At 69.5% G+C, this 24114-nt stretch carries 20 protein-coding genes; 10 read left to right on the plus strand and 10 right to left on the minus strand.

Annotation, left to right across the window (positions count from 1 at the left end):
• Positions 1 to 35: 35 nt before the first annotated feature.
• A complete protein-coding gene (dnaN, locus tag KV381_RS18180; RefSeq protein ID WP_003967886.1) occupies positions 36 to 1166 on the minus strand; it encodes a DNA polymerase III subunit beta in 1131 nt (376 codons plus the stop codon).
• 949 nt (positions 1167 to 2115) lie between these two features.
• Entirely contained in the window at positions 2116 to 4143 is a 2028-nt protein-coding gene (gene dnaA, locus KV381_RS18185; RefSeq protein WP_373461050.1) for a chromosomal replication initiator protein DnaA, read from the minus strand.
• A gap of 273 nt (positions 4144 to 4416) precedes the next feature.
• Between dnaA and rpmH the strand changes: the two genes are divergently transcribed.
• The 9 genes from rpmH to KV381_RS18230 all read left to right on the plus strand — a co-directional run bounded on the left by rpmH (position 4417) and on the right by KV381_RS18230 (position 11269).
• Complete coding sequence (gene rpmH, locus KV381_RS18190) at positions 4417 to 4554, plus strand: 50S ribosomal protein L34 (RefSeq protein WP_003967884.1); 138 nt, start codon at positions 4417 to 4419, stop codon at positions 4552 to 4554.
• Positions 4555 to 4573: 19 nt separating this feature from the next.
• Positions 4574 to 4945 (plus strand): ribonuclease P protein component, encoded by a 372-nt coding sequence (rnpA, locus tag KV381_RS18195; protein WP_218785681.1) that lies wholly within the window; start codon positions 4574 to 4576, stop codon positions 4943 to 4945.
• A complete protein-coding gene (yidD, locus tag KV381_RS18200) occupies positions 4942 to 5301 on the plus strand; it encodes a membrane protein insertion efficiency factor YidD (protein WP_006125986.1) in 360 nt (119 codons plus the stop codon). The genes rnpA and yidD overlap by 4 nt, the downstream gene beginning before the upstream one ends.
• A gap of 3 nt (positions 5302 to 5304) precedes the next feature.
• Entirely contained in the window at positions 5305 to 6567 is a 1263-nt protein-coding gene (yidC, locus tag KV381_RS18205) for a membrane protein insertase YidC (protein WP_030626812.1), read from the plus strand.
• Positions 6568 to 6581: 14 nt separating this feature from the next.
• Positions 6582 to 7097, plus strand: coding sequence for a R3H domain-containing nucleic acid-binding protein (locus KV381_RS18210; RefSeq protein WP_010060419.1), 516 nt, complete (start codon positions 6582 to 6584; stop codon positions 7095 to 7097).
• Positions 7098 to 7206: 109 nt separating this feature from the next.
• Positions 7207 to 7923, plus strand: a complete 717-nt coding sequence (rsmG, locus tag KV381_RS18215; protein ID WP_030077245.1) for a 16S rRNA (guanine(527)-N(7))-methyltransferase RsmG — start codon at positions 7207 to 7209, stop codon at positions 7921 to 7923.
• Positions 7924 to 8179: 256 nt separating this feature from the next.
• On the plus strand, positions 8180 to 9256 hold the full coding sequence (locus tag KV381_RS18220) for a ParA family protein (protein WP_078585112.1): 1077 nt from the start codon (positions 8180 to 8182) through the stop codon (positions 9254 to 9256).
• Positions 9253 to 10347 carry a ParB/RepB/Spo0J family partition protein gene (locus KV381_RS18225; RefSeq protein ID WP_030077248.1) on the plus strand — a complete coding sequence of 365 codons (1095 nt, stop codon included), beginning with the start codon at positions 9253 to 9255 and terminating at the stop codon, positions 10345 to 10347. The genes KV381_RS18220 and KV381_RS18225 overlap by 4 nt, the downstream gene beginning before the upstream one ends.
• 304 nt (positions 10348 to 10651) lie before the next feature.
• Positions 10652 to 11269: a GNAT family N-acetyltransferase gene (locus KV381_RS18230; RefSeq protein ID WP_030077250.1), complete on the plus strand. Its 618-nt coding sequence runs from the start codon at positions 10652 to 10654 to the stop codon at positions 11267 to 11269.
• Positions 11270 to 11366: 97 nt separating this feature from the next.
• Here KV381_RS18230 and trxA read toward each other — a convergent pair whose 3' ends face one another.
• The 7 genes from trxA to KV381_RS18265 all read right to left on the minus strand — a co-directional run bounded on the left by trxA (position 11367) and on the right by KV381_RS18265 (position 21050).
• The gene (gene trxA, locus KV381_RS18235) at positions 11367 to 11699 is read right to left on the minus strand and encodes a thioredoxin (RefSeq protein ID WP_030077252.1); all 333 of its coding nucleotides are present in this window, start codon (positions 11697 to 11699) and stop codon (positions 11367 to 11369) included.
• Between the two features lie 47 nt (positions 11700 to 11746).
• Positions 11747 to 12718 (minus strand): thioredoxin-disulfide reductase, encoded by a 972-nt coding sequence (trxB, locus tag KV381_RS18240; RefSeq protein ID WP_030077254.1) that lies wholly within the window; start codon positions 12716 to 12718, stop codon positions 11747 to 11749.
• 126 nt (positions 12719 to 12844) lie between these two features.
• A complete protein-coding gene (locus KV381_RS18245) occupies positions 12845 to 13810 on the minus strand; it encodes an anti-sigma factor (RefSeq protein WP_218785682.1) in 966 nt (321 codons plus the stop codon).
• The gene (gene sigM / locus KV381_RS18250; RefSeq protein ID WP_030077258.1) at positions 13807 to 14523 is read right to left on the minus strand and encodes an RNA polymerase sigma factor SigM; all 717 of its coding nucleotides are present in this window, start codon (positions 14521 to 14523) and stop codon (positions 13807 to 13809) included. Before sigM ends, KV381_RS18245 begins: the two co-directional genes overlap by 4 nt.
• A gap of 162 nt (positions 14524 to 14685) precedes the next feature.
• A complete protein-coding gene (locus KV381_RS18255) occupies positions 14686 to 16416 on the minus strand; it encodes a protein kinase family protein (protein WP_098023777.1) in 1731 nt (576 codons plus the stop codon).
• Positions 16417 to 16545: 129 nt separating this feature from the next.
• Positions 16546 to 18705, minus strand: coding sequence for a murein biosynthesis integral membrane protein MurJ (gene murJ / locus KV381_RS18260; protein ID WP_218785683.1), 2160 nt, complete (start codon positions 18703 to 18705; stop codon positions 16546 to 16548).
• Between the two features lie 50 nt (positions 18706 to 18755).
• Entirely contained in the window at positions 18756 to 21050 is a 2295-nt protein-coding gene (locus KV381_RS18265) for a DUF6049 family protein (RefSeq protein WP_218785684.1), read from the minus strand.
• 180 nt (positions 21051 to 21230) lie between these two features.
• On the opposite strand from KV381_RS18265, the gene KV381_RS18270 reads away from it, so the two are divergent.
• On the plus strand, positions 21231 to 22673 hold the full coding sequence (locus KV381_RS18270) for a CCA tRNA nucleotidyltransferase (RefSeq protein ID WP_218785685.1): 1443 nt from the start codon (positions 21231 to 21233) through the stop codon (positions 22671 to 22673).
• Between the two features lie 99 nt (positions 22674 to 22772).
• Here the strand turns inward: KV381_RS18270 and KV381_RS18275 are convergent, their stop codons facing one another.
• A complete protein-coding gene (locus tag KV381_RS18275) occupies positions 22773 to 24041 on the minus strand; it encodes an MFS transporter (RefSeq protein WP_218785686.1) in 1269 nt (422 codons plus the stop codon).
• Between the last annotated feature and the right edge of the window lie 73 nt (positions 24042 to 24114).

Genomic DNA, 24114 nt, shown 5'->3' on the forward strand with positions numbered 1-24114 from the left:
CGGATACGTCCCCCGGCCGGCCGGGGGAACCGGGATCAGCCGGAGAGCCGCACCGGCATGATCAGGTACTTGTACGCGTCGTCCGCCTCGGCGTCCACGGCCGGGCGGCCGCTGAGCAGGGCGGGCTTGGTGGACGTGGTGAACGAGAGCTGGGCGACCGGGGAGTCGATCGCACTCAGACCGTCCAGCAGGAACGTCGGGTTGAAGGCGATCGAGATGTCGTCGCCCTCCAGCACCGCGTCGACCCGCTCCACAGCCTGTGCGTCGTCGCTGGAACCGGCTTCCAGGATGAGGACGCCCTGCTCGAAGCTGAGGCGTACGGGTGTGTTGCGCTCGGCGACCAGGGCCACACGCTTGACGGCCTCGACGAAGGGGGCCGTCTCGATCACCGCGACGGAGTTGAACTCGGTCGGGAAGAGCGTGCGGTACTTCGGCAGGTCGCCCTCGAGAAGGCGGGTGGTCGTGCGGCGTCCGGCGCCCTCGAAACCGATCAGGCCCTCGCCCGCGCCGGAGCCGGAGAGCGCCAGGGTGACGGTGTCGCCGCTGGTGAGCGCCTTGGCGGTGTCCAGGAGCGTCTTGGCGGGCACCAGGGCGACCGCAGAAGCGTCCGCGTTCTCCGGCTTCCACAGGAACTCGCGGACCGCGAAGCGGTAGCGGTCGGTGGAGGCGAGCGTGACGGTGTCGCCCTCGATCTCGATCCGCACACCGGTGAGCACCGGCAGCGTGTCGTCGCGGCCGGCGGCGATGGCGACCTGCGCGGCGGCGGAGGCGAAGACCTCACCGGGGACGGTGCCCGTGGCGGTCGGCATCTGCGGCAGCGCGGGGTACTCCTCCACAGGCAGTGTGTGGAGGGTGAAGCGGGAGGAGCCGCAGACGACCGTGGCCCGCACACCGTCGGTGGAGATCTCCACCGGGCGGTTGGGCAGGGCGCGGCAGATGTCGGCGAGCAGCCGGCCGGAGACGAGCACCGTGCCGTCCTCGTCGATCTCGGCGTCGACGGAGACCCTGGCGGAGACCTCGTAGTCGAAGCTGGAGAAGCTGAGAGCCCCGTCCTCGGCCTTCAGCAGAAGGCCCGCGAGAACGGGCGCCGGCGGACGGGCCGGGAGGCTGCGGGCCACCCAGGCCACCGCCTCCGCGAGTACATCGCGCTCCACCCGGATCTTCACCGGAACCGCCTCCTGCTGTTGCTCGCTCGCCCTGCTGGCCTTCGTCGTCTGGACCGGAGCCCGCTGCCGAGACGGCGGAGGCTCCGGGGACCAGTCTGACGTACGGCACCGACAGCCGTTGCTGCTCGGGGTCAAGTCGGGCCAAGAGGTTCGCGGCGGTCGACGGTCGAGTTGTACACAGGCCCCACTTCGAAGCGGATTCCTGGCTAACTCTGGGTGGTAGTAGTAGTAGGCCTTGTGGATACCGTGGATAACGTCGTTTGCGCAGGTCAGCGACTGTTTTTTGTCCACCGGTCCTGTGGGTGGCGCCCGTGGACAACCGGGGCTTTCTGTGGACGGACGAAAGTTCTGCACACCCGATGCACAGGAGGGGGCCACTTCTCCCCAGGCCTGTCCCCAGCTTTACCCACGTTCCCCACAGCCCAACCCAGCACCTTGGTGTGACGCCTTTCACTCCGGGCGGTGAGAGCGTGTGTTGCGTTGCCGAACAGTGGACAGAGGTGTGGAGAAGCCGGGAGAAGCTGGGGACAACAGGGCTCAGCCTGTGGGCCGCCGGTGGACAACATCGACGGCCCCCTGTGGACGGAAAGTCTGTCCACAGGCTGTGGATCACGGTTGACCACAAATCCCCAACCACGTGACCTGGCCTGATGGAGTATCGGCAGCGAGCCCTGTGGACGCAATATGGACAACTTCCCGGTCCCCAGGCTGTGGACGGAAGATTTCCCGCACATCTGTGGAGAAGGGCCTCTGAGCAGCCCGTATTCGAACAGCGCGGGTCCGGCAGGGCGTTCGCCGAGGGCCTCGACGACGCCCTGGAGGACCCGTCGAGGGCTCCGGGAACCCGCTCACAGGGCCCGGGAACGCGAAAAAGCGCCCGCCGCGGACCGTGGAGGTCCGTGACAGGCGCCCGTGAGAATCGCTCCAGGAGAAGCCCGGGAAGCCGGCGTCAGCCGTTCTTGATGCGGTTGGTCAGTTCGGTGACCTGGTTGTAGATGGAGCGCCGCTCCGCCATCAGCGCCCGGATCTTCCGGTCGGCGTGCATCACCGTCGTATGGTCGCGGCCGCCGAACTGCGCACCGATCTTCGGCAGCGACAGGTCGGTCAGCTCGCGGCACAGATACATGGCGATCTGGCGCGCCGTCACCAGCACCCGGCTGCGCGAGGATCCGCAGAGGTCGTCCACGGTGAGGCCGAAGTAGTCCGCGGTCGCCGCCATGATGGCCGGCGCGGTGATCTCCGGGGCCGACTCCTCGCCGCCCGGGATCAGGTCCTTCAGCACGATCTCGGTCAGCCCGAGGTCCACCGGCTGCCGGTTCAGCGAGGCGAAGGCCGTCACCCGGATCAGGGCGCCCTCCAGCTCGCGGATGTTGCGCGAGATCCGCGAGGCGATGAACTCCAGGACCTCCGGCGGGGCGTTGAGCTGCTCCTGCACCGCCTTCTTGCGGAGGATCGCGATCCGGGTCTCCAGCTCGGGCGGCTGGACATCGGTGGTCAGGCCCCACTCGAAGCGGTTGCGCAGCCGGTCCTCCAGCGTCACCAGCTGCTTGGGCGGCCGGTCCGAGGAGAGCACGATCTGCTTGTTCGCGTTGTGCAACGTATTGAAGGTGTGGAAGAACTCCTCCTGCGTCGACTCCTTGCTCGCCAGGAACTGGATGTCGTCGACCAGCAGGATGTCCACGTCGCGGTAGCGCTTGCGGAAGGTGTCGCCCTTGCCGTCGCGGATCGAGTTGATGAACTCGTTGGTGAACTCCTCCGAGCTCACGTACCGCACCCGGGTGCCCGGGTAGAGGCTCCGCGCGTAGTGCCCGATGGCGTGCAGCAGATGGGTCTTGCCGAGCCCCGACTCCCCGTAGATGAAGAGGGGGTTGTACGCCTTCGCGGGCGCCTCGGCGACGGCGACGGCCGCGGCGTGCGCGAACCGGTTGGACGCCCCGATGACGAAGGTGTCGAAGAGGTACTTCGGGTTCAGCCGGGCGTGCGGTTCACCGGGGCCCGGCGCGGGGGCCGGCTGGGCGCCCATCGGGCCGGGGACCGAGCCGCCGGTCCGTCCGGGGCCGTGACCGCCCGGGCCGCTCTGACGGTGCTGCGGCTGCTGGTCCTGCCGGTCGGGACGCTGCTGCTCGTACCCCTGGTGCTCGGGCGGCTGCGAGCGGTAGTCGTGCTGCGGCTGCTGGGGACGCCCGGTGCCGTACGGCTCGCGCCACTGCTCGGCGGGCTGCTCCCGGTACGGCTCGCTCTCGCGGTACGACTCGTTCTCCCGCTCCCGGTACGACTCGGTCTCCCGGTACGACTCGCTGTCGCGGTACGGCTCGCCGGAGGGCTGCTCGCGGTCCTGGTAGCCGCCGTGCCGGGGCTGCTGCCAGGAGAGGTCCTCCTGGGTACGCGGCCAGGCGCCGGGCTCCGGGCGCTGCTGCTGGTAGTCGGGGTAGGCGGGCCGGGCCGTCGGCATGCCGTCGTCGGAGGGCCGGTGACCGTATCCGTCGTACCCGTCGTTGCGCTGGGGGTCCTCACGCGGCTGCGACGGGTAGCGGTGGCCCTGCTGGCTCTGGTGCGACGGGTGCATCGGAGGCGCCGGCGGAGCGGGCTGTTCGCCCGCCGAGTCGTCGACGGTGATCGCGATCCGGATGGGGCGGCCGCACTCGCGGGTCAGCGTCTCGCTGAGGAGCGGCGCGAGCCGGCCCTCCAGGACGTGCTTGCCCCATTCATTGGGAACGGCCAGCAGTGCGGTGTCGGCGACGAGTGCCAGCGGCTGGCAGCGCTCGATCCACTGCTTGTCCTTCGGCTCGATGCCCTGCTGGCCCTCCCCGAGGAGTTGTTCCAGCACTCGCGGCCACACTGCGGCAAGATCGGCAGGTACGTCAGCCACAAGGCACGCTCTCTCGCATGTCCCACGAATGTGTGGTTCTCGGGACGGGATGGGTCGGGTCGGGTGAGGCCCGGCAGTCGGGAAGGAAAAGAACCGGAGTTCAGCCACGGTAGTCAGGCCGACCCGCGCGGTTCAAGTTGTTGTCCACAGGCTGTGCACAATGGGGGGTCACGCGGAGCCGGTTTGACCGGATGGCGTAGCCGCGCGTACCGTGACCAGGTCGAGTTGTCGATGGCTGCTGCCGCCTGCCTCCGATGGGCAAAGATCACGATCTGTGATTGTGAAGCGGTGCACTAAGGCGTTTACGCGAGTTCCTCGTGGGCGCACGGTGACAGCCAGGCGATGTCCCGCCAAGACACGAATCATTTCTGGAGCCCCCGAGTGAGCAAGCGCACCTTCCAGCCGAACAACCGCCGTCGCGCCAAGACCCACGGCTTCCGTCTGCGCATGCGTACCCGTGCCGGCCGTGCGATCCTCGCGAACCGCCGCGGCAAGGGCCGCAGCAGCCTGTCCGCCTGATCGCTTACAGGTCCATGACGTGCTGCCTACCGAGAATCGGCTGAGGCGGCGCGAGGACTTCGCGATCGCGGTACGACGAGGGCGCCGAGCCGGGCGTCCGCTACTCGTCGTCCATCTACGCAGCGGTGAAACGGACCCGCACGTGACGGGGGAGACTCTTCCCGCGCCACGTGCGGGTTTCGTCGTCGGCAAGGCCGTGGGGGGCGCCGTCGTGCGTACCGCGGTGAAGCGGAAGCTTCGTCACCTGGTCCGCGACCGGCTGGCTCAGCTGCCCCCCGGTAGCCTTGTTGTCGTACGGGCGCTGCCCGGTGCGGGCGACGCCGACCATGCACAGCTGGCCCGAGACCTGGACGCCGCTCTGCAGCGGCTGCTGGGAGGGGGCGCGCGATGAAGTACCCGCTGCTTGCTCTCATCAAGCTGTACCAGTGGACGATCAGTCCACTCCTCGGGCCTGTCTGCCGTTATTACCCGTCGTGTTCCCACTATGGATATACGTCGATCGACAGGCACGGAGCCATCAAGGGAACCGCGCTGACAGCCTGGCGCATCCTGCGGTGCAATCCGTGGTCACCCGGCGGTGTGGATCATGTTCCGCCACGCAAGCGTCCGCGGTGGCACGAGCTGCTGCGCAATGCCCTGCGCGGCGAAAAGGGCGGGGAGTCCGCCGCTGATGTGCCGTCCGGGGGGTCGGTCTCCGAACCTCCGAGCCCGGCCGCAGAGACCTCGCCCAATGCTCAAGGAGCCTGATTAGTGGACACGATTGCCAGTCTGTTCAGCTTTATCACCACGCCTGTCTCATGGGTCATCGTTCAGTTCCACAAGGTCTATGGGGCGCTCTTCGGTGACGACTCCGGCTGGGCCTGGGGTCTGTCGATCGTGTCCCTGGTGGTGCTGATCCGGATCTGCCTGATCCCGCTCTTCGTGAAGCAGATCAAGTCGACCCGCAACATGCAGGTGCTCCAGCCGAAGATGAAGGCGATCCAGGAGCGCTACAAGAACGACAAGCAGCGTCAGTCCGAAGAGATGATGAAGCTGTACAAGGAGACGGGCACCAACCCGCTCTCCTCGTGTCTTCCCATCCTGGCGCAGTCCCCGTTCTTCTTCGCCCTGTATCACGTGCTGTCTTCCATCGCCTCGGGCAAGAAGATCGGCGCGATCAACCAGGACCTGCTGGACAGCGCGCGTCAGGCGCACATCTTCGGCGCCCCGCTGGCCGCGAAGTTCACGGACAGCGTCGAGAAGGTCACCTCGCTCGACGCGTCCCTGACCGACGTCCGGATCGTCACCGCGATCATGATCGTGCTGATGTCGGCCTCGCAGTTCTTCACCCAGCGCCAGCTGATGACGAAGAACGTCGACCTGACGGTGAAGACCCCGTACATGCAGCAGCAGAAGATGCTGATGTACATCTTCCCGGTCATCTTCGCCGTGATGGGCATCAACTTCCCGGTCGGTGTCCTCGTCTACTGGCTGACCACCAACGTCTGGACCATGGGTCAGCAGATGTACGTGATCAACCAGAACCCGACTCCGGGCAGCAAGGCGCAGGACGCCTACCTCCAGCGACTCCTCAAGAGCGTGACCTCCCACGGCGAGGTGCGCGGCCGTACCCGGCGCAAGATGGTCAAGGGGATCGTCGCCAAGGGCAGCGACCGCAACGACATCGAGCGCAAGTTCGTCACCGGCCTCGGCAAGCTGGGTCTCGCGCCCCAGGAGGACGGCACGGTGGCGAAGAGCGAGACCGCCACCGCCGACGCCGAGGGCGGCCACGCGCACAAGCGTCAGCAGCCCAAGCGCCAGACCAAGGCGAAGCGCCAGACCGGTCACGCGACTGCGGGAGCCAAGGACGCGGAGTCCGAGGCAGCCGGTTCCAAGACCTCGCTCGAGAAGCAGGACGCACCGCAGGACGACAAGCCGAAGTCGGCGGGCAAGCCCGCCTCCGGCTCTTCACGCCAAGCCAAGTCCGGACAGCGCAAGGGCCCGCAGCGGCCCAAGCACCCGTCCAAGAAGTAAGAAGGAGTCCATCCGTGACGGAAGGCACCACTTCCACGGCCGCCGCTGAGGCCGGCAGCGACACCCTGACCCGCCTGGAGCAGGAGGGCGAGATCGCGGCCGACTACCTTGAGGGACTGCTCGACATCGCCGACCTCGACGGCGACATCGACATGGACGTCGAGGCGGACCGGGCCGCGGTGTCGATCATCAGCGAATCGGCGCGCGATCTCCAGAAGCTCGTGGGCCGCGACGGTGAGGTCCTGGAGGCGCTCCAGGAGCTGACGCGGCTGGCCGTCCACCGGGAGACCGGCGACCGCAGCCGTCTGATGCTGGACATCGGCGGTTTCCGTGCCAAGAAGCGCGCGGTCCTCGCGGAGCTGGGTGCCAAGGCCGCGAACGAGGTCAAGAGCACGGGCGAGCCGGTGAAGCTGGACCCGATGACGCCGTTCGAGCGCAAGGTCGTGCACGACGCGATCGCCGCGGCCGGTCTCCGGAGCGAGTCGGAGGGCGAGGAGCCGCAGCGCTTCGTCGTCGTTCTCCCGGCCTGACCGGATCCTTGTACTGTCGGCCCCGTCTGTTCGCAGGCGGGGCCGATCTTTGTCAGCCTGATAGTCAGCCACCCACAGTGCGCTAGTGCGGTATGGAAGGACGGTCCCCGTGACGGAGGCAGCAGAGCTCCCCCAGGCACCTGCGGAGGCGCAGGCGGTGTTCGGAGAGCTCTTCCCGGAGGCTGTCCGGTACGCGGAGCTTCTTGCGGATGCCGGGGTCAAACGAGGCCTGATCGGGCCGCGTGAGGTTCCCCGGCTGTGGGAGCGGCACCTGCTGAACTGCGCGGTGCTCTCCGAGGTCGTGCCGGAAGGCGTCACCGTCTGCGATGTGGGCTCGGGCGCGGGTCTGCCCGGGATCCCGCTGGCGCTGGTACGCCCCGATCTCAAGATCACCCTGCTGGAGCCGCTGCTGCGGCGGACGAACTTCCTCCAGGAGGTCGTCGACCTGCTCGGCCTGGACCATGTGACGGTCGTGCGCGGCCGGGCCGAGGAGGTTCTCGGGACGCTTCAGCCCGTCCAGGTGGTGACCGCCCGTGCGGTGGCGCCGCTGGACCGGCTGGCGGGCTGGGGTGTGCCCCTGCTGAAGCCGTACGGGGAGATGCTGGCGCTCAAGGGCGACACCGCCGAGGAGGAGCTCAACGGCGCCAGGGCCGCGCTCAGCAAGCTCGGTGTGCTGGAGACCGAGGTGCTCCATGTCGGCGAAGGCGTGGTCGATCCGCTCTCCACCGTGGTCCGTGTCGTGGTGGGTGAGAGCCCGGGCGGTGTGAGGTTCGCCGCAAAGAGGGCCAAGGCCGCTCGCACAGGGCGTACGCGCAGGCGTCGCTGAGGAGCGCCGCGAAACGGCGTCGCCGTCCGGTCGAGCGCTCCGGACGGTCGGCGTGCGGAGTGTCGTGGCCTGGTAGTTGCTCCGCAGGGGCATCGTGTTTCACGTGAAACGTCGCTCTCTGCTGCAGGGAATCATCGGCCGCGGTCGTGCGGCTGCCACGCCGCGCGACCGCAAGCCCGGACGGGTTGCCGAGTTGTCCACACGCACGGATTCATCCACAGAACAGCGGGCCTCGCTGGTTCACGACCCCGAAAGCATGGCAGGCTCTGTTCATTGCGAGCCTGAAGTCGAGGAGAGTGAATCCTTGCGGTCCGACGCCAACATCGCGGGACCGATGACCGACCCGGTCCCCGGTCCCCGAACCGAGTCCGTGGGTGAGGGTGTTTCACGTGAAACACCGCCGCCGATGGACGACACACCCATCGGCCGTGCCGCTCAGCTGGCGGTCGAGGCCCTCGGCCGCGCCGGCGAAGGGCTGCCCCGTCCTGACCGCACCCGCGTCATGGTGGTGGCCAACCAGAAGGGCGGGGTCGGCAAGACGACCACGACGGTCAACCTTGCCGCCTCCCTTGCCCTGCACGGTGCGCGCGTTCTGGTGGTCGACCTCGACCCGCAGGGCAACGCCTCCACGGCTCTGGGCATCGATCACCATGCCGATGTTCCCTCGATCTACGACGTCCTGGTGGAGAGCCGGCCGCTCTCCGAGGTGGTCCAGCCCGTACCGGACGTCGAGGGCCTCTTCTGTGCGCCCGCCACCATCGATCTCGCCGGTGCGGAGATCGAGCTGGTCTCGCTGGTGGCACGGGAGAGCCGCCTCCAGCGGGCCATCCAGGCGTACGAGCAGCCGCTGGACTACATCCTCATCGACTGCCCGCCCTCGCTCGGCCTGCTGACAGTGAACGCGTTGGTGGCCGGGGCCGAGGTGCTGATCCCCATTCAGTGCGAGTACTACGCGCTGGAAGGCCTGGGGCAGCTCCTGCGCAACGTCGATCTGGTGCGGGGCCATCTGAACCCGGATCTGCATGTCTCGACGATCCTGTTGACGATGTACGACGGCCGGACGAGGCTCGCCTCCCAGGTCGCCGAGGAGGTCCGTACCCACTTCGGCAAGGAAGTGCTGCGGACGAGCATCCCGCGGTCGGTGCGCATCTCGGAGGCGCCGAGCTACGGGCAGACCGTGCTGACCTACGACCCGGGGTCCAGCGGTTCGCTCTCGTACCTCGAAGCCGCCCGGGAGATCGCCCTGAGGGGCGTCGGAGTGCACTACGAGGCTCAGCACGCCCACACGAGCAGTCAGAACAGCCAGCAGAACGTTTCGGAGGGCATTCAGTGAGTGAGCGTCGTAGAGGGCTGGGGCGTGGGCTCGGTGCGCTGATCCCCGCCGCTCCCCAGGAGAAGCAGGTGTCGGCGCCCGGAGGCGGTCCGGCCTCGTCCGGTGTGGGTCCGGTGCTGACGGCGGAGCGGGGGGTGGCCGCGGCGAAGGTGACCGCGCTGCCGTCCGTCCCGGTGGTGCCGGAGCCGGCGTCCGCCCCGGAGGACCGCTCCGAGCAGGAGGCCGGAACGTCCGGCGCGTACTTCGCCGAGCTGCCGATCGGGGAGATCACCCCGAACCCCCGTCAGCCTCGTGAGGTCTTCGACGAGGACGCGCTGGCCGAGCTGGTCGTCTCCATCAAGGAGGTCGGTCTTCTCCAGCCGGTCGTCGTCCGGAAGGTGGGCCCGGGCAACTACGAGCTCATCATGGGTGAGCGTCGGTGGAGGGCCTGCCGTGAAGCGGGCCTGGAGCGGATTCCCACCATCGTCCGCGCCACGGACGACGAGAAGCTGCTGCTGGACGCGCTGCTGGAGAACCTCCACCGGGCTCAGCTGAACCCGCTGGAGGAGGCTGCTGCGTACGACCAGCTGCTCAAGGACTTCAAGTGCACCCATGACCAGCTGGCAGACCGGATCGGCCGCTCCCGTCCGCAGGTGACGAACACGCTGAGGCTCCTGCGGCTCTCGCCGCCGGTGCAGCGCCGGGTCGCCGCGGGCGTTCTCTCGGCCGGCCACGCGCGTGCCCTGCTGTCCGTGGACGACTCCGAGGAGCAGGACCGGCTGGCCCACCGCATCGTGGCTGAGGGGCTTTCGGTGCGTGCGGTCGAGGAGATCGTGACGCTGATGGGCTCGCGACCCGCGAGCTCTCCGAAGTCCAAGGGGCCGAGGGCCGGCGGGCGTCTGTCCCCCGCCCTGACGGACCTGGCGACGCGTCTGTCGGACCGCTTCGAGACCCGGGTGAAGGTCGACCTGGGGCAGAAGAAGGGGAAGATCGTCGTCGAGTTCGCCTCGATGGAGGATCTGGACCGGATCCTCGGCAGCCTCGCGCCGGGCGAGGGCCGGGTGCTGGAGCGTCGGCTCGCCGAGACGTCCGAGGAGGACGACGAGGGCTGAGCGGCGGGACCTGTGGAAGGGCGGGCCGTTGTTCCGGTGCTTACCGGAACACGGTCCGCCCTTTGCTCTCTCTCGGTGTCCGCATCACCTCTGGGTGGATACGATGCGTTCTGGGACGGCGCATCCACGGTGATCGACCTCAGAGGAGGGCGGAGGCCTTGCGAAGAGTGAGCCGCAGTCGGCTCGTCACGGTCGGTCTCGGCCTGGGCGCCGTCGGGGGTTTCGTCGGCAGTCTGTTCCAGGAGCGGAGCGCGCTGGCAGCCGCACGTGGTGCGGCGGGCGAAGGAAGTGAGGGATCGCCGTCATGGGGCGTCGGCTCGTACCACTCACCCTGGACAACCTTCCGGATCTCCCCGAGCGCTGCCGCTCGTGTGTCTTCTGGGAGCTTGACCCGGTCAGTGGGGAAGCCGCGGTAAAGGCGGGCAAGCCGGAGCTGGAGAAGGAGGCCTGGATCTCCGCGGTTCTTCTGGAGTGGGGCTCCTGCGGCCGGGTGGTCTATGTGGACGACGTTCCGGTCGGCTTCGTGCTCTACGCCCCGCCCGCGTACGTCCCCCGCTCGACGGCTTTTCCGACCAGTCCGGTCTCGCCCGATGCCGTCCAGCTCATCACCGGGCTGATCGTTCCCGAGTACCAGGGTCAGGGGCTGGGCCGTGTCATGGTGCAGACCGTGGCCAAGGACGTGCTGCGCAGGGGCTTCAAGGCGATCGAGGCGTTCGGGGACGCGCGGGCCGAGCAGGCGACCTGCGTCCTTCCCGCGGATCATCTGCTGGCTGTCGGCTTCAAGACCGTGCGTCCGCATCCCGTGTACCCGCGGTTGAGGCTGAATCTGCGGACGACGCTCTCCTGGAAGGAAGACGTGGAGATGGCGCTCGACCGGCTTCTGGGGGCGGTTCAGAAGGAACCGGTGTTGCGGCCGCTGTGAGGCCGGGCCGCTGTCGGTCGTGATACGAAACAGGCCCACCCCCTTGAGGGGTGGGCCTGTTTCACGTGAAACATTGCGCCGGGGCGCTGTTGCGCGGTCAGGCGCTGATGAAGCCTTCGAGGTCGCGGAGGATCGCGGCCTTCGGCTTGGCGCCGACGATGGTCTTGGCGACCTCGCCGCCCTGGTAGACGTTGAGGGTCGGGATGGACATCACGCCGTACTTGGCGGCGGTGGCCGGGTTCTCGTCGATGTTGAGCTTGACGATCTCGATCTGGTCGCCGTGCTCGGCCGCGATGGCCTCCAGCGAGGGGGCGATCTGGCGGCACGGGCCGCACCAGGCTGCCCAGAAGTCCACCAGAACGGGCTTGTCGCTCTTGAGGACGACGTCGTCGAAGTTGTCGTCCGTAACGTGCTTCAGGTCGCCGGCCACGGCGGCCTCCTTAGTCTTCTCGGGGTGGTGGGGTGTGGTGAGGAGGTTCAGACGGCCGGGGTCTTCTCCGGCTCGGCGGCCTCGGCGTCGGACAGGGCCGCGAGGAAGCGCTCGGCGTCCAGGGCGGCGGAGCAGCCGGTGCCCGCTGCCGTGATGGCCTGACGGTAGGTGTGGTCGACCACGTCTCCGGCGCCGAACACGCCGGCCAGGTTGGTGCGCGTCGAGGGCGCCTCGACCTTCAGGTAGCCCTCGTCGTCGAGCTCCAGCTGGCCCTTGAAGAGCTCGGTGCGCGGGTCGTGGCCGACGGCGATGAACAGCCCGGTCACGGGCAGCTCGGACGTCTCGCCGGTCTTCGTGTTGCGCAGGGTCAGACCGGAGAGCTTCTGGTCGCCCTTGACCTCGGCGACCTCGCTGTCCCAGGCGAACTTGATCTTCGGATCGGCGAAGGCGCGGTCCTGCATGGCCTTGGAGGCACGCAGGGTGTCACGGCGGTGGACGATGGTGACCGACTTGGCGAAGCGGGAGAGGAAGGTCGCCTCCTCCATCGCGGTGTCGCCGCCGCCGATCACGGCGATGTCGTGGTCCTTGAAGAAGAAGCCGTCGCAGGTGGCACACCAGGAGACGCCGCGTCCGGAGAGGGCGTCCTCGTTGGGCAGTCCGAGCTTGCGGTGCTGGGAGCCGGTCGTGACGATGACCGACTTGGCGCGGTGGACGGTGCCCGCGGTGTCGGTGACGGTCTTGATGTCACCGGTGAGGTCGACCGCGATCACGTCGTCGGGGATCAGCTCGGCGCCGAAGCGCTCGGCCTGGGCCCGCATGTTGTCCATGAGCTCGGGGCCCATGATGCCGTCCTGGAAGCCGGGGAAGTTCTCCACGTCGGTGGTGTTCATCAGCGCACCGCCGGCCGTGACGGCGCCCTCGAAGACCAACGGGTTCAGCGAGGCGCGGGCGGTGTACAGCGCGGCGGTGTACCCGGCCGGTCCGGAGCCGATGATGATCACATTACGGACGTCGCTCACGGGTTTCTTCCTCGTTTCTGCAGACTGCCTAACTGCCTACGGGGGTCGGTCAACGACTCTCACCCCACCCAACGGATCCTACGGCTGATGCATTCCCGAACGTGCCGCGGCGGCCGCGTACGGCCTTCAGGGGCGTTGGTAGGCGCGGGTGAGCAGCAGCTGCCCGGTGGACTCCGGGGCGGCGTCCACGCAGGCAGCGGCCACGAGGTAGGCCTGTACGCGCGAGGGGTCGCTCGTGTGCGGGAGGACGACGAGATAGGTCTCCGCCCCCTTGTACGTCCCCTCGTCGAGGGCGAGGGCCGGTGTGGTGCGGCCGGTGGCCTGCTGCACACACGGGGGAACTGCGACGGTGGGGGCCTTGAAGGGGCCCCTGGAGGCCTCGGCGTCGGGGGTGAGGGCCTCGCTCGTCGACTTGGTGTCCGAGCCCGGCGGCACCTTCTTCACACCGGGGCTTTCCGTGCTCGTCTCATCGCCGAGGAGGTCCTGCACCTGGGCTTCGAGCGTGCCGTCGTCGTAGGTGCGTGCGCCACTGTCCGCGGCACTGACTCCGCTGTCGGCCGAGGTCTTGGCGGCATCGCCGGAAGGGGTGACGGACTGGAGGAAGAAGACGCTCATCCCGATGACCGCCGCGCCGAACGCGGTGCCGAGGACCACGGCGCGCCGACGGCGGCGGGCAGGACGGCGGCCCGGTCCGGTGGCAGCGGAGGACCGGCCCGCGGGACGGTCCGGCGCGGTGCCGCCCGTGCCCATGGAAGCGGGCCCGGGTGTCGCGATGCCGCTCGCGGTGCCTTCGGTGGTCGTTGTTTCACGTGAAACAACGACCGGCTCGTCCACGGGAGCGGTGGAGCGTGCCTTCGCCGCGAGCGCCGCGTCGATGCGGGCGGCGATGTCGTCGGGCATCGGCTCGGGTGCGGGCATCGTTCCGAGCAGCCCGCGGATCTCCTCCAAGGAGTCCCGCACCTCCGAGCAGAGGTCGCAGCCCGCGACGTGCTGCTGGACCTCCGCCGTTCGGGAAGGGGAGAGCAGCCCTTCGGTGAGATCGGAGATCTCGGAGACCTCCGGGTGCTGAGCCGTGTCGGCCGTGGATGTCACGGGCGCCCACCTCCTCCCTTCGTAGCGGCAGGATCGCTTGCTCCTGCGTCTCTGGGGCCTGACGCAGATGGGACGGATGCTCCGGGTGTCCGGTTCCTTCCGGTGGCGTCCTTGTCCCCGTCGGGGTCCTGACCTCCGGTTCCCGCGCGCAGATGGCGGACCAGGGGGGCCAGTCTCGCCCGGCCCCGGGCGCATCTGCTCTTCACGGTGCCGGTCGGTACCTCCAGGATGCTGGCCGCTTCCGCGACGGGGTAGCCCTGCATGTCGACGAGGACGAGGGCTGCCCGCTGCTCGGCGGGCAGCGTGGCCAGCGCTTCCTGGAGCTGGCGGTGGAGGTCCTGCCGCACTGCGGGGGCCTCGGCCGATTCGTGGGGTTCCAGCAGCTGGTCGAGGCGCTCGGCGTCGTCCACCGGGGACGTCTTGCGGGAGGCGGCCTTGCGGACCCGGTCGAGGCAGGCGTTGACGGTGATCCGGTGCAGCCAGGTGGTGACGGCGGACTGGCCGCGGAAGGTGTGGGCGGCGCGGAAGGCGGAGATCAGGGCGTCCTGCACGGCGTCGGCCGCTTCCTCCCTGTCCCCCAGGGTGCGCAGCGCCACGGCCCAGAGCCGGTCGCGGTGGCGGCGTACGAGTTCACCGAAGGCATCGGGGTCGCCCGCCACATGCCGGGCGAGCAGCTCCGAGTCGCTCGGCGCCTCGGGTGGAACGGAATCCACCGTGCTCCCCCTCCGAACCGGATCCGATGTCATGGACGAACCGCGCCCGGTGAAGCGGTGCGACGGGGAGAAGCCTGCCGTCACGGGTGTGACGGCCGCAACCCTCGGCGTCGCGGTCGCTCGGTGGGCGAACGGTCCGCCCCACAGTATCGGGGCGGTGGATCAGCCGAGGACGGAGATCTCGCTGATGCCGCCCCGGTAGCCGCCTGTTCCGTCCGACGGGAGCTCCGTGACGTGGATCAGGACGTAGCGGGTGCGGACGGGCTTGTCGAGCTTCTCCTCCAGCTTCGAGCCCGCGACCGTCCGCTTGACGATCGGCTGGTCGAAGTCGGCTGTCGTGGACGGGGACGAGGCGTCCGGCGACGCGGCGAGCACGGTCGTCGTCTGCCCCTTCCGGTACATGGAGACGTCGACGCCGGAGACGTCGCGCACCTTGCCGAGGTCGACGATGATTCCGCTGCCCTGCTTGCGCTGGGGGAGGTTGCCGAAGTTGGCGAAGGTCTCGTACCGCGGGGTGACCCAGGCGGTGCCGGTATCGCCGTCGATGGTGTTCGGCACATCCCGCTGCTTGATGCCGGAGCCGTCGGGCATGAACTCCGTGGCCCCCGCGATGTCCAGGGGCTCGGCGGACGGCGCGGGCTTGTCGTCCTTGTTCTTGTCGTCCTCGTTCGGCTCGGAGACGCCGGTGTCGTCGGAGCCCTTGGTCCGGTCGAGTAGCGCCTCCGCGAGCTGCCAGCTGCCGAGGCCCAGCGCGGCGATGAGGAGCGCCGAGACGGTCCACTTGAGCACGCGGCCGGTGCGGCTCTGCAGGGGGGCCGGAGGGGCCGGCATGACGGGCTGGGTGACCGCGGACGGGTGGGAGGACGGGCGCCCGTACGTGCCCTGCTGATAGGTCGTGCGCTGGTAGGCCGGAGGCGCGGTGAACGTGGGCTCCGGAGGAAGGATGCGCGGCATGGCCGCGACGGCCTTGGCCAGCTCGTCCGGGGTGGTGCAGGGCGGCTCCTGCCGGGAGGCGGTGGCGCCGTCGTTGGCGAGCGCCCGCATGGCGAGCTCGGAGAGGCCGCGGTGGACGCCGGCCCGGACCTGGTCCGGGGCGATGAGGCCCATGCTCTTGGGCAGCCCGGAGAGCCCGTGGGCGTCGCTCCCGTACGGCCAGCGGTGGGTCAGCGCGGCGTACAGCAGGGCGCCGATGGCCTCGGTGTCCGTGCGGAGGGGGCGTTCGGCGGTGATGCCGCGCAGGGCGGCGTTCACGGCGAGGCCGCGGATGCGGTACTGCCCGGTGGAGCTGCGCAGGACCGCGCCGGGGGTGAGACGCAGATGGGACAGGCCTTCGCGGTGGGCGGCGGCCATCGCCTGGGAGAGCTGGCTGACGAGCTGGTAGGCGTCGTGGGCCTCCATCGGCCCGGCGGCCAGCAGAGCGGTGAGCTCGGTGGCGTCCGGCAGCCATTCGTGGACCACGTAGACGAGGTCGTTCTCCTCGACGGCGTCCAGGACCTGGACGAAGCGGGGGTCGCCGAGCAGCGCCGAGGAGCGGGCGGCGGCCAGCACCGAGCGGGCCCGCGGGTGGTCGGCGGGCAGCAGATGGACGCCCACCGCCCGGCGGAGCTTCTCGTCGACCGCGCGCCAGCTGCTGAAGCCGTCCAGACGGGTGACGCACTCCTCCAGGCGGTAGCGCCCGGCGAGTTTGTGACCGCTGTGCAGGTCGGGCGATGCCGGAACGGCCTCGGAACGCTCCCGCCCACCGCCCGTGTTCTCGGTGTCCTTGGAGCTCGCGCCCTCGGTGTCCTCGGCTTGCGCCGTCCCGTCGGTCGTGGCCTCGTCCGCCTTGGCGGTCAGCGGCTCGTCGCCGCTGTTGTCGGCCACGTCGACGGAGGCCGTGCTACGTTCCGCCACCGTCGTTCCTGCCTCCCCATCCGTTGCGCGATGCCAGCCAGCTCTGCACAGTCACGCCAATTGTGCCCACACTCCAGCGCTATGCACGACACGCGGAGTGCGGAGATGGTTGTGCGGGCGGGCGCTCATTCAGCGTCCGAGCCGTCCACGGACCATGCCGACCAGGCCGTTGACCTCTTCGATGCGCATCTTCTTCGCCGCGACGAAGAAGATGCCCAGGAGGAGGACGCCGCCGCAGATCAGTGCGGCCAGCGAGCCGAGAGCGCCGGTGCCGACGAATTCCAGGATCCCGAATCCGACGGCGCCGCCGACCAGGGCCGCGGGCACCGCGGCCATGCAGAGGCGGGCGTAGGTCCGGACGATGTGCGCGCCGTCCAGGTCGCCGCCCAGCCGCTTGCTCAGCCGGCGCCAGGCGACGCCGACTCCGACCGCGTAGGCCAGACCGTAGGAGAAGGCCATGCCGACGACGGCCCAGCGGGCGGGCAGGACGACGTAACAGAGCGCGGAGGCGGCGGCGTTGACGGCGGCCACGATGACGGTGTTGTAGAAGGGGGTCCGGGTGTCCTCGTAGGCGTAGAACCCGCGCAGCACGACGTACTGCACGGAGTACGGGATCAGACCGAGGGCGAAGGCCATGAGGATGAAGCCCATGGACCGGGCCGCCTCGGCGCCGCTGGAGGCGTACAGCAGGGTGCACATCGGCAGGCCGAGGGCGAGGAAGGTGAAGGCCACCGGCACGATGGCGACGGCCGAGTTGCGCAGCCCCTGGGAGATGTCGTCGCGGACCGCACCGGGATCGTTGTCGTGGGCGGCGCGGGAGATGCGGGGCAGCAGCGCGGCCATGACGGAGACGGTGATGATGGCCTGCGGCATGCCCCAGATCAGCTGGGCGTTGGAGTAGGCGAGGAACCCGGTGCCGTCCTTGCCGGAGAGCTTGCCCGCCGCGGTGGCGAGCTGGGTCACGACCAGGACGCCCGCCTGGTTGGCCAGGACGAACAGCACGGTCCACTTGGCCAGCTTGACGGTCTTGCCGAGCCCGTGGCCCTTCCAGTCGAACCGGGGGCGGAAGCGGAAGCCCGTCTCGCGGAGGTACGGGATCATCGCCAGCGACTGGACGACGAGGCCGAGCAGGGTGCCGATGCCGAGCAGCCGGATACCCTCCGGCGGGATGGTGTCGACGCCCATCCGCGATTCGGCGGAGGTGCCGTAGACCCAGATGAACAGACCGAACGTGATGATCATGACGATGTTGTTCAGGACCGGGGTCCACATCATCGCGCCGAACTTGCCGCGGGCGTTGAGGATCTGACCCATCACCACGTGCACACCCATGAAGAAGATGGTGGGCAGGCAGTACCGGGCGAAGGTGACGGCCACGCTGTTCGCGGCGACGTCGTCGGCGATCGTGTTGGACATCAGCTGGATCAGCACCGGCGCCACGAGGACCGCGGCGGCGACGATCAGGCCGAGGGCGACCATCACCAGGGTCAGGAGCCGGTTGGCGAAGGCCTCGCCGCCGTCCTCGTCGTCCTTCATGGCGCGGACGAGCTGGGGGACGAAGACCGAGTTCAGGCCGCCGCCGACGGTGAGGATGTAGATCATCGTCGGCAGGGTGTACGCGATGGTGAAGCTGTCGCCGAGCATCGCGGCGCCGAGTGCGGCGGTGATCACCAGGGACCGGACGAATCCGGTCAGCCGGGAGACGAGGGTGCCGGCGGCCATGACCGCGCTGGACTTGAGGAGCCCGGAGACCTTGCCGCCGCCCTTCGCGGGCGCAGGCGCCGGAGCCGGTTCGGGCTGGGGCGGTACCGGAGGCTTGCCCGAGCCTTCCTGGTCCCGGAAGAGGTGGGCGAACGCGTCCGGCTCCTGCCGGTCGTCCGAGGCCTGGGTGACGAGGGCGTCGACGCCGACGAACTGCGTGGTCGCCGGCCGGTCCCCGTACGGCAGGTGCCGGGAGGGGCCCGCCGGCTCGGGGGGCGGGGTCTGGGCCCAGATACGCGGGTCGGGGGCGTACGGGGCGGCGGGCGGCTGCTGGTAGAGCGGCGCCGGCTCCTGGTAGGTGCCGGGAGGCGGCGGCGGGTGCGCGGCGCGGTCGTAGAGCGCCTCGCCCACCGGGTCCTGGGCGGTCAGGTCCCGCGCTCGGTAGGGGTCGTCCTCGTAGGCGTGCTGGAGGTACGGGTCCGGCGGCGCGTGGCCGTCCTGGCCCGCGCCCGGAGGAACCGGAGGCCCGCCCGGAGACGCTGCCCCGCCCGCGCCCTGCCCGCGGTCACCGTCGTACGGCGCGTTCATCGAAACCCCTACCTCATCGTCCCCGGCCGACCGGCCACGACAGACATCGCTCAACGGTCCACTTTCTCACCCGTTCCCGACGGGGCCCCGCTTTCCGGACCGGTGTCCGGAGTCGGGTCACTCGGCTGCTCGGGTCCGTCGCCGTCACCGTTCGCCGTGTCGCTTGCCACGGCGCGCTTGCGGTGGCTGTACATCCTGATGCCCGCCAGCACCAGGAGCAGCAGTCCGCCGGCGATCACGAGCAGCACGGTGGGCGTGACCTCGGAGACCTTCACGGTGAAGGTCATCTCCTCGCCGTACTGGGTGCCGTCCTCGGTGTACAGCCGTGCGGTCACCTGGGCCCGGCCGTTGGCGCTGGTCGCCGTGTCGAACTTCACCGACTGGCTGTGCCCGCCGGCGATGCTGACCGGCAGTTCGGCCATGGATCCGTCGTCGTTGAACTTGAGCCGGATGTTGTCCGAGGTCAGCTTGAGAACGAGCCGGTCCACGCCCTGCACCAGCTTGTTCTGCACGGTGACCGGGATCGTCGCGCTGCGTCCGGAGAGGGTGACGTCGGACTTCTTGATGAGCTGCACCTCGGAGGTGAGGCTCTGCAGATAGTCGCGGACCGCGTCCCGGTACTGCTGCGCCTCCAGGGCCTGGCCGCGCCAGGACGTCGACATGGAGCGGTTGACGGCGTTGCCGAAGGGCGTCACCACGCGCTCGGGCTGGGTCAGGATCGTCTCGAAGCTGTCGAGCGAGCTCTGGGTGGTGCGGATGTCCTGGAAGGCCTGTGTGGGCAGTTCCTGGGCGCGGAGCTTCTTCGGGTAGGCGGCGGCCCGGGGGACCTTGGCGGTGGCCTTCGGGTCGGGCTTCACCTCGGCGGCGGAGACGAGGTCGAGGGGCTGCGTCCAGCGGTTGCCCGACAGGCCCTCCAGGGCGCGGGCCATCGTCTGGGCCTGCGCGGCGGTGGGCATCCGCGGCGGGGCCACGACGATGCTGCGCTCATTGTCGGGCGCCTGCTCGGTCAGCGCGAGGGTCTGGGCGAGGAACCTCTGGACCGCGAGGGTGGAGGCGCCCGCCCTCGACATGTCGCCGTCGAACAGGGTCGACAGCCGGGCGTCCGCGACGACGGCGGTGGTGCCGCCGCCGATGGGCCGCGCCGAGGTCGGCGTGTACGGAAGCCCCGCGGTCTCCCGGAAGCTGTCGCTGCGGGCGATCACGTTGTGGGCGCCCGCCGAGGTCGCCACATCGACGATGGAGGAGTCCACGGCGCCGTTCACGGGCCAGGCGAAGTCGGTGGACGGCTTCACATGGAGGATGGTCTCCACCGTGGTCGCGGCCACCGCCGAGGCGTTCTGCAGGCGGCTGAGCGTTCCGGAGACGTTCTTGCCGCGGTGCGCGATGGAGGCCAGGTCCGGGTCGGCGAACGGCAGGGCGATCACCTTGCCGTCCTCCACCACCTTCTCCAGGGCGGTGAGCCACTGCCTGGCGACGTTCTGGTTCTTGCCCGGGACGGTCGTGTCACCCGACTCGACCTCGTACTTCCCGGCCATCGCCGCGACGCTCGCCAGGAGGTCCGGGTCGACGACCCAGGTGACGGGGAGCCGGCTGCCCAGGGACACCATCTGCTCCAGCCGGCCGCCGGGCGCCAGCTCCTTGGCCAGGTCGTCGTTGGCGAAGACAGGGGTCTGCTGCTCGTCCGAGCGGGTCTCCGCCGTGACGTGGGGAGAAGCGATCAGCGGCCAGAGGAAGGTGAGCTTCGTCCGGCTGTCGCTCGCCTCGGGCTGCCAGGGCAGGAACGAGCGCCCGATGCCCAGCACCTGCTCGTACGGTGCGGTGGTCGTCCGGCCGGAGACCGAGACGCCCAGCTGGTAGACGCCCGGGTCGTCCAGGCCCAGCTTGTCGACGGGCACGGTGAGCGTGAAGTCCTGGCTGATCCCCTTGGCGAGCTTGGGGAACTTCACCGTGTACTTGTCCCCGACGGTGACCGGGTCGGCGCCGGGAAGATACCCGGAGCGCTTGGCGGAGTCGTCGACCTCTCCCCGGCCGGAGAGCCGGGGGCCGACCCGTAGATCGACCTCGGCGCTGCTGATCGTCTCCTTGCCCTTGTTGGTGAGCGTTCCGGAGACGGTCAGGGTGTCGTCCTCCGTGGGAACGCTCGGGGAGAGCGTGTTCAGGGACACAGCGACCGTACGGGAGCCTGTGGGGGCCTTGGCGGGTTCGGCGGCCGGGGCGGCACCGGCGGCCGGAACGGCCAGGAGACCGGCCAGCAGCGGTGCTCCCAGCACCGCGGAGGCCGTGCGCCGGAGCCACCGGCGGGCAGGGGACGGACGCGTCCCCCGGAAGTCTGCCGCCTCGGCCACGCGCCTACCCGTCCCTCTTCGTCGTCAGATGCTGTCGATCGTTCGGTCCTGCGTCCCCGCATGGTAACGAGGTGCGGCGGGCCGAAGTGCTGGGGTCCGTCGCACATGATCGCGGGTGTGCCGCAGGGTCCCCGTAAACGATGACGCCGCGACCGGTCGGTGCACGTACCCTTTTCTGTTGTGCCGAACGCCAACGAAGAGAACGCCAGTGCCCTGAGCCAGGTGCAGCACCGCGCGGTGAGTGAGCTGCTGCGGGTGTCCCCGGTCGCCGACGACCTCGCCCGTCGATTCCAGGAGGCCGGATTCGGTCTCGCGCTGGTCGGCGGCTCGGTCCGCGACGCGCTGCTGGGCAGGCTCGGGAACGACCTGGACTTCACCACCGATGCCCGCCCCGACGATGTGCTGAAGATCGTCCGCCCCTGGGCCGACTCGGTGTGGGAGGTCGGGATCGCCTTCGGAACCGTCGGCTCCCAGAAGGACGGCTACCAGATCGAGGTCACGACCTACCGGTCGGAGGCGTACGACCGGACCTCGCGCAAGCCGGAGGTCTCCTACGGCGACTCCATCGAGGACGACCTCGTGCGCCGCGACTTCACGGTCAACGCCATGGCCGTGGCCCTGCCGCAGAAGGAGTTCGTCGATCCGTACGGAGGCCTGAAGGACCTCGCTGAGCGGGTGCTGCGTACGCCGGGCACGCCCGAGGAGTCCTTCTCCGACGACCCGCTGCGCATGCTGCGCGCGGCCCGCTTCGCGGCGCAGCTCGACTTCGAGGTCGCTCCCGAGGTCGTCACCGCCATGACGGAGATGGCCGACCGGATCGGGATCGTCTCCGCCGAGCGGGTCCGCGACGAACTCAACAAGCTGCTGCTCTCCCAGCACCCGCGCAAGGGTCTGGGGCTCCTGGTCGACACGGGGCTGGCCGAGCAGGTGCTGCCCGAGCTGCCCGCGCTGCGCCTGGAGAGTGACGAGCATCACCGCCACAAGGACGTCTACGAGCACTCGCTGACCGTCCTGGAGCAGGCCATCGATCTGGAGGAGAACGGCCCCGACCTCGTGCTGCGTCTCGCCGCGCTGCTCCACGACATCGGCAAGCCGAGGACCCGCCGCTTCGAGAAGGACGGCAGGGTCTCCTTCCACCACCACGAGGTGGTGGGCGCGAAGATGACGAAGAAGCGCATGACCGAGCTCAAGTACTCCAACGAGCTGGTCAAGGACGTGTCGAAGCTGGTGGAGCTGCACCTGCGCTTCCACGGGTACGGCGACGGCGAGTGGACCGACTCCGCGGTGCGCCGGTACGTGCGCGACGCAGGGCCGCTGCTGGAGCGTCTCCACAAGCTCACCCGGTCGGACTGCACGACCCGGAACAAGCGCAAGGCGAATGCGCTCTCCCGTACCTACGACGGGCTGGAGGAGCGCATCGCCCTGCTGCAGGAGCAGGAGGAGCTCGACTCGATCCGCCCCGACCTGGACGGCAACGAGATCATGCAGATCCTGGAGGTCGGCCCCGGGCCGGTGATCGGCAAGGCGTACGGGTTCCTGCTGGAGCTGCGCCTGGAGCACGGGCCCATGGAGCGGGACGCCGCGGTGGCGGCGCTCAAGGAGTGGTGGGCGCGGCAGAACTGAGTCCGCCGGGGAGATGTTTCACGTGAAACATCACCGGCCGGATGTACCGAGGGGCGTTGTTTCACGTGAAACAACGCCCCTCGGCACATCCATGAGCGGCTACCGCCGGGCATCGGTGCGCCGCCAGTGGAACATCGTCACCGCCACCATCGCGTACAGCACCGACACGACCGCCACGACGGAGACCGATCTGCCGTCCGGCGGGAGCATCAGGGCCGCCACTCCCGCAGCGCTCACGAACGCGACGTTGAAGAGCACGTCGTAGAGCGAGAAGACCCGGCCGCGGAAGGAGTCGTCGACCGAGGTCTGCACGATGGTGTCGGTCGCGATCTTCGAGCCCTGGGTCACGACGCCGAGCACGAACGCGGCGATCAGCATCGGGACGGGCGCGAAGGAAAGGCCCAGGGCGGGAACCAGGACGGCCGCCGCCCCGGCGCAGCCCACGATCCACCCGTACCGGCCGAGGAGCCCCACGGCCCACGGGGTGAGGACGGCGGCGACGAAGAACCCCGCGCCGGACACCCCGACCGCCAGTCCGAGCAGGGCCAGCCCGTCGGACTCGGTGTCCGACCAGGCGTAGCGGCACAGCATGAGCACCATCACGGTGAGCGCGCCGTAACAGAAGCGGATCACGGTCATCGCGGCGAGCGCCCGCGCCGCGTGGTCCCGCTGTGCCAGATGTCGCAACCCGGCGACGAGCCCGCGTGCGGTGACGGCCAGAGCCGCCCGCAACCGCAGGGGGCTCTCGTCGGTGTCCGGCCCCAGCAGGGCCCGGGGCAGGCTCAGGGATGCCAATGCGGACAGCAGGTAGAGCATCGACCCCAGCAGCACGACGGCCGCGTCGGATTCGTCGGCCACCAGTCGCACGACGAAGGCGAGTCCGCCTCCCGCGGTCGCCGCCAGGGTGCCGGCGGTCGGGGAGAGAGAGTTGGCGACGACGAGGCGATCGGTGTCGACCACCCGGGGCAGGGCGGCGGAGAGGCCGGCGAGCACGAAACGGTTGACGGCGGTGACGCAGAGGGCCGAGGCGTAGAAGAGCCAGTCGGGCACCGAGGCGAGGATCAGGAGCGCCGTGGAGCAGGCCAGGGCCGCCCGCAGGAGGTTTCCGTAGAGGAAGACCTGACGTCGGGGCCAGCGGTCCAGCAGCACCCCCGCGAACGGGCCGATCAGGGAGTAGGGCAGCAGGAGCACGGCCATCGCGGAGGCGATGGCGGCGGCCGACGTCTGCTTCTCCGGGGAGAAGACGACGTAGGTGGCGAGGGCGACCTGGTAGACGCCGTCGGCGGACTGCGACAGGAGCCGCACGGTGAGCAGGCGGCGGAAGTTCCGCAGGCGCAGCAGCATGCGCAGATCACGCGCGACAGACATGGGAGCAAGCGTCACACACGTCGGGGGTCCACGGGCGGATTGCCCGGGGACCCCCGACGTGCGGCAGGAAGAG

Source organism: Streptomyces sp. WY228 (assembly GCF_019287315.1).
In the GTDB taxonomy this organism is placed as follows: Bacteria; Actinomycetota; Actinomycetes; order Streptomycetales; family Streptomycetaceae; genus Streptomyces; species Streptomyces caviscabies.

Excerpts from the sequence above, each read along its gene's own strand:
- yidD (WP_006125986.1), top strand. The coding sequence starts at position 4,942 with ATGAAGTACCCGCTGCTTGCTCTCATCAAGCTGTACCAGTGGACGATC.
- KV381_RS18220 (WP_078585112.1), top strand. The coding sequence starts at position 8,180 with ATGGCAGGCTCTGTTCATTGCGAGCCTGAAGTCGAGGAGAGTGAATCC.
- KV381_RS18230 (WP_030077250.1), top strand. The coding sequence starts at position 10,652 with ATGGGGCGTCGGCTCGTACCACTCACCCTGGACAACCTTCCGGATCTC.
- murJ (WP_218785683.1), bottom strand. The coding sequence starts at position 18,705 with ATGAACGCGCCGTACGACGGTGACCGCGGGCAGGGCGCGGGCGGGGCA.
- KV381_RS18275 (WP_218785686.1), bottom strand. The coding sequence starts at position 24,041 with ATGTCTGTCGCGCGTGATCTGCGCATGCTGCTGCGCCTGCGGAACTTC.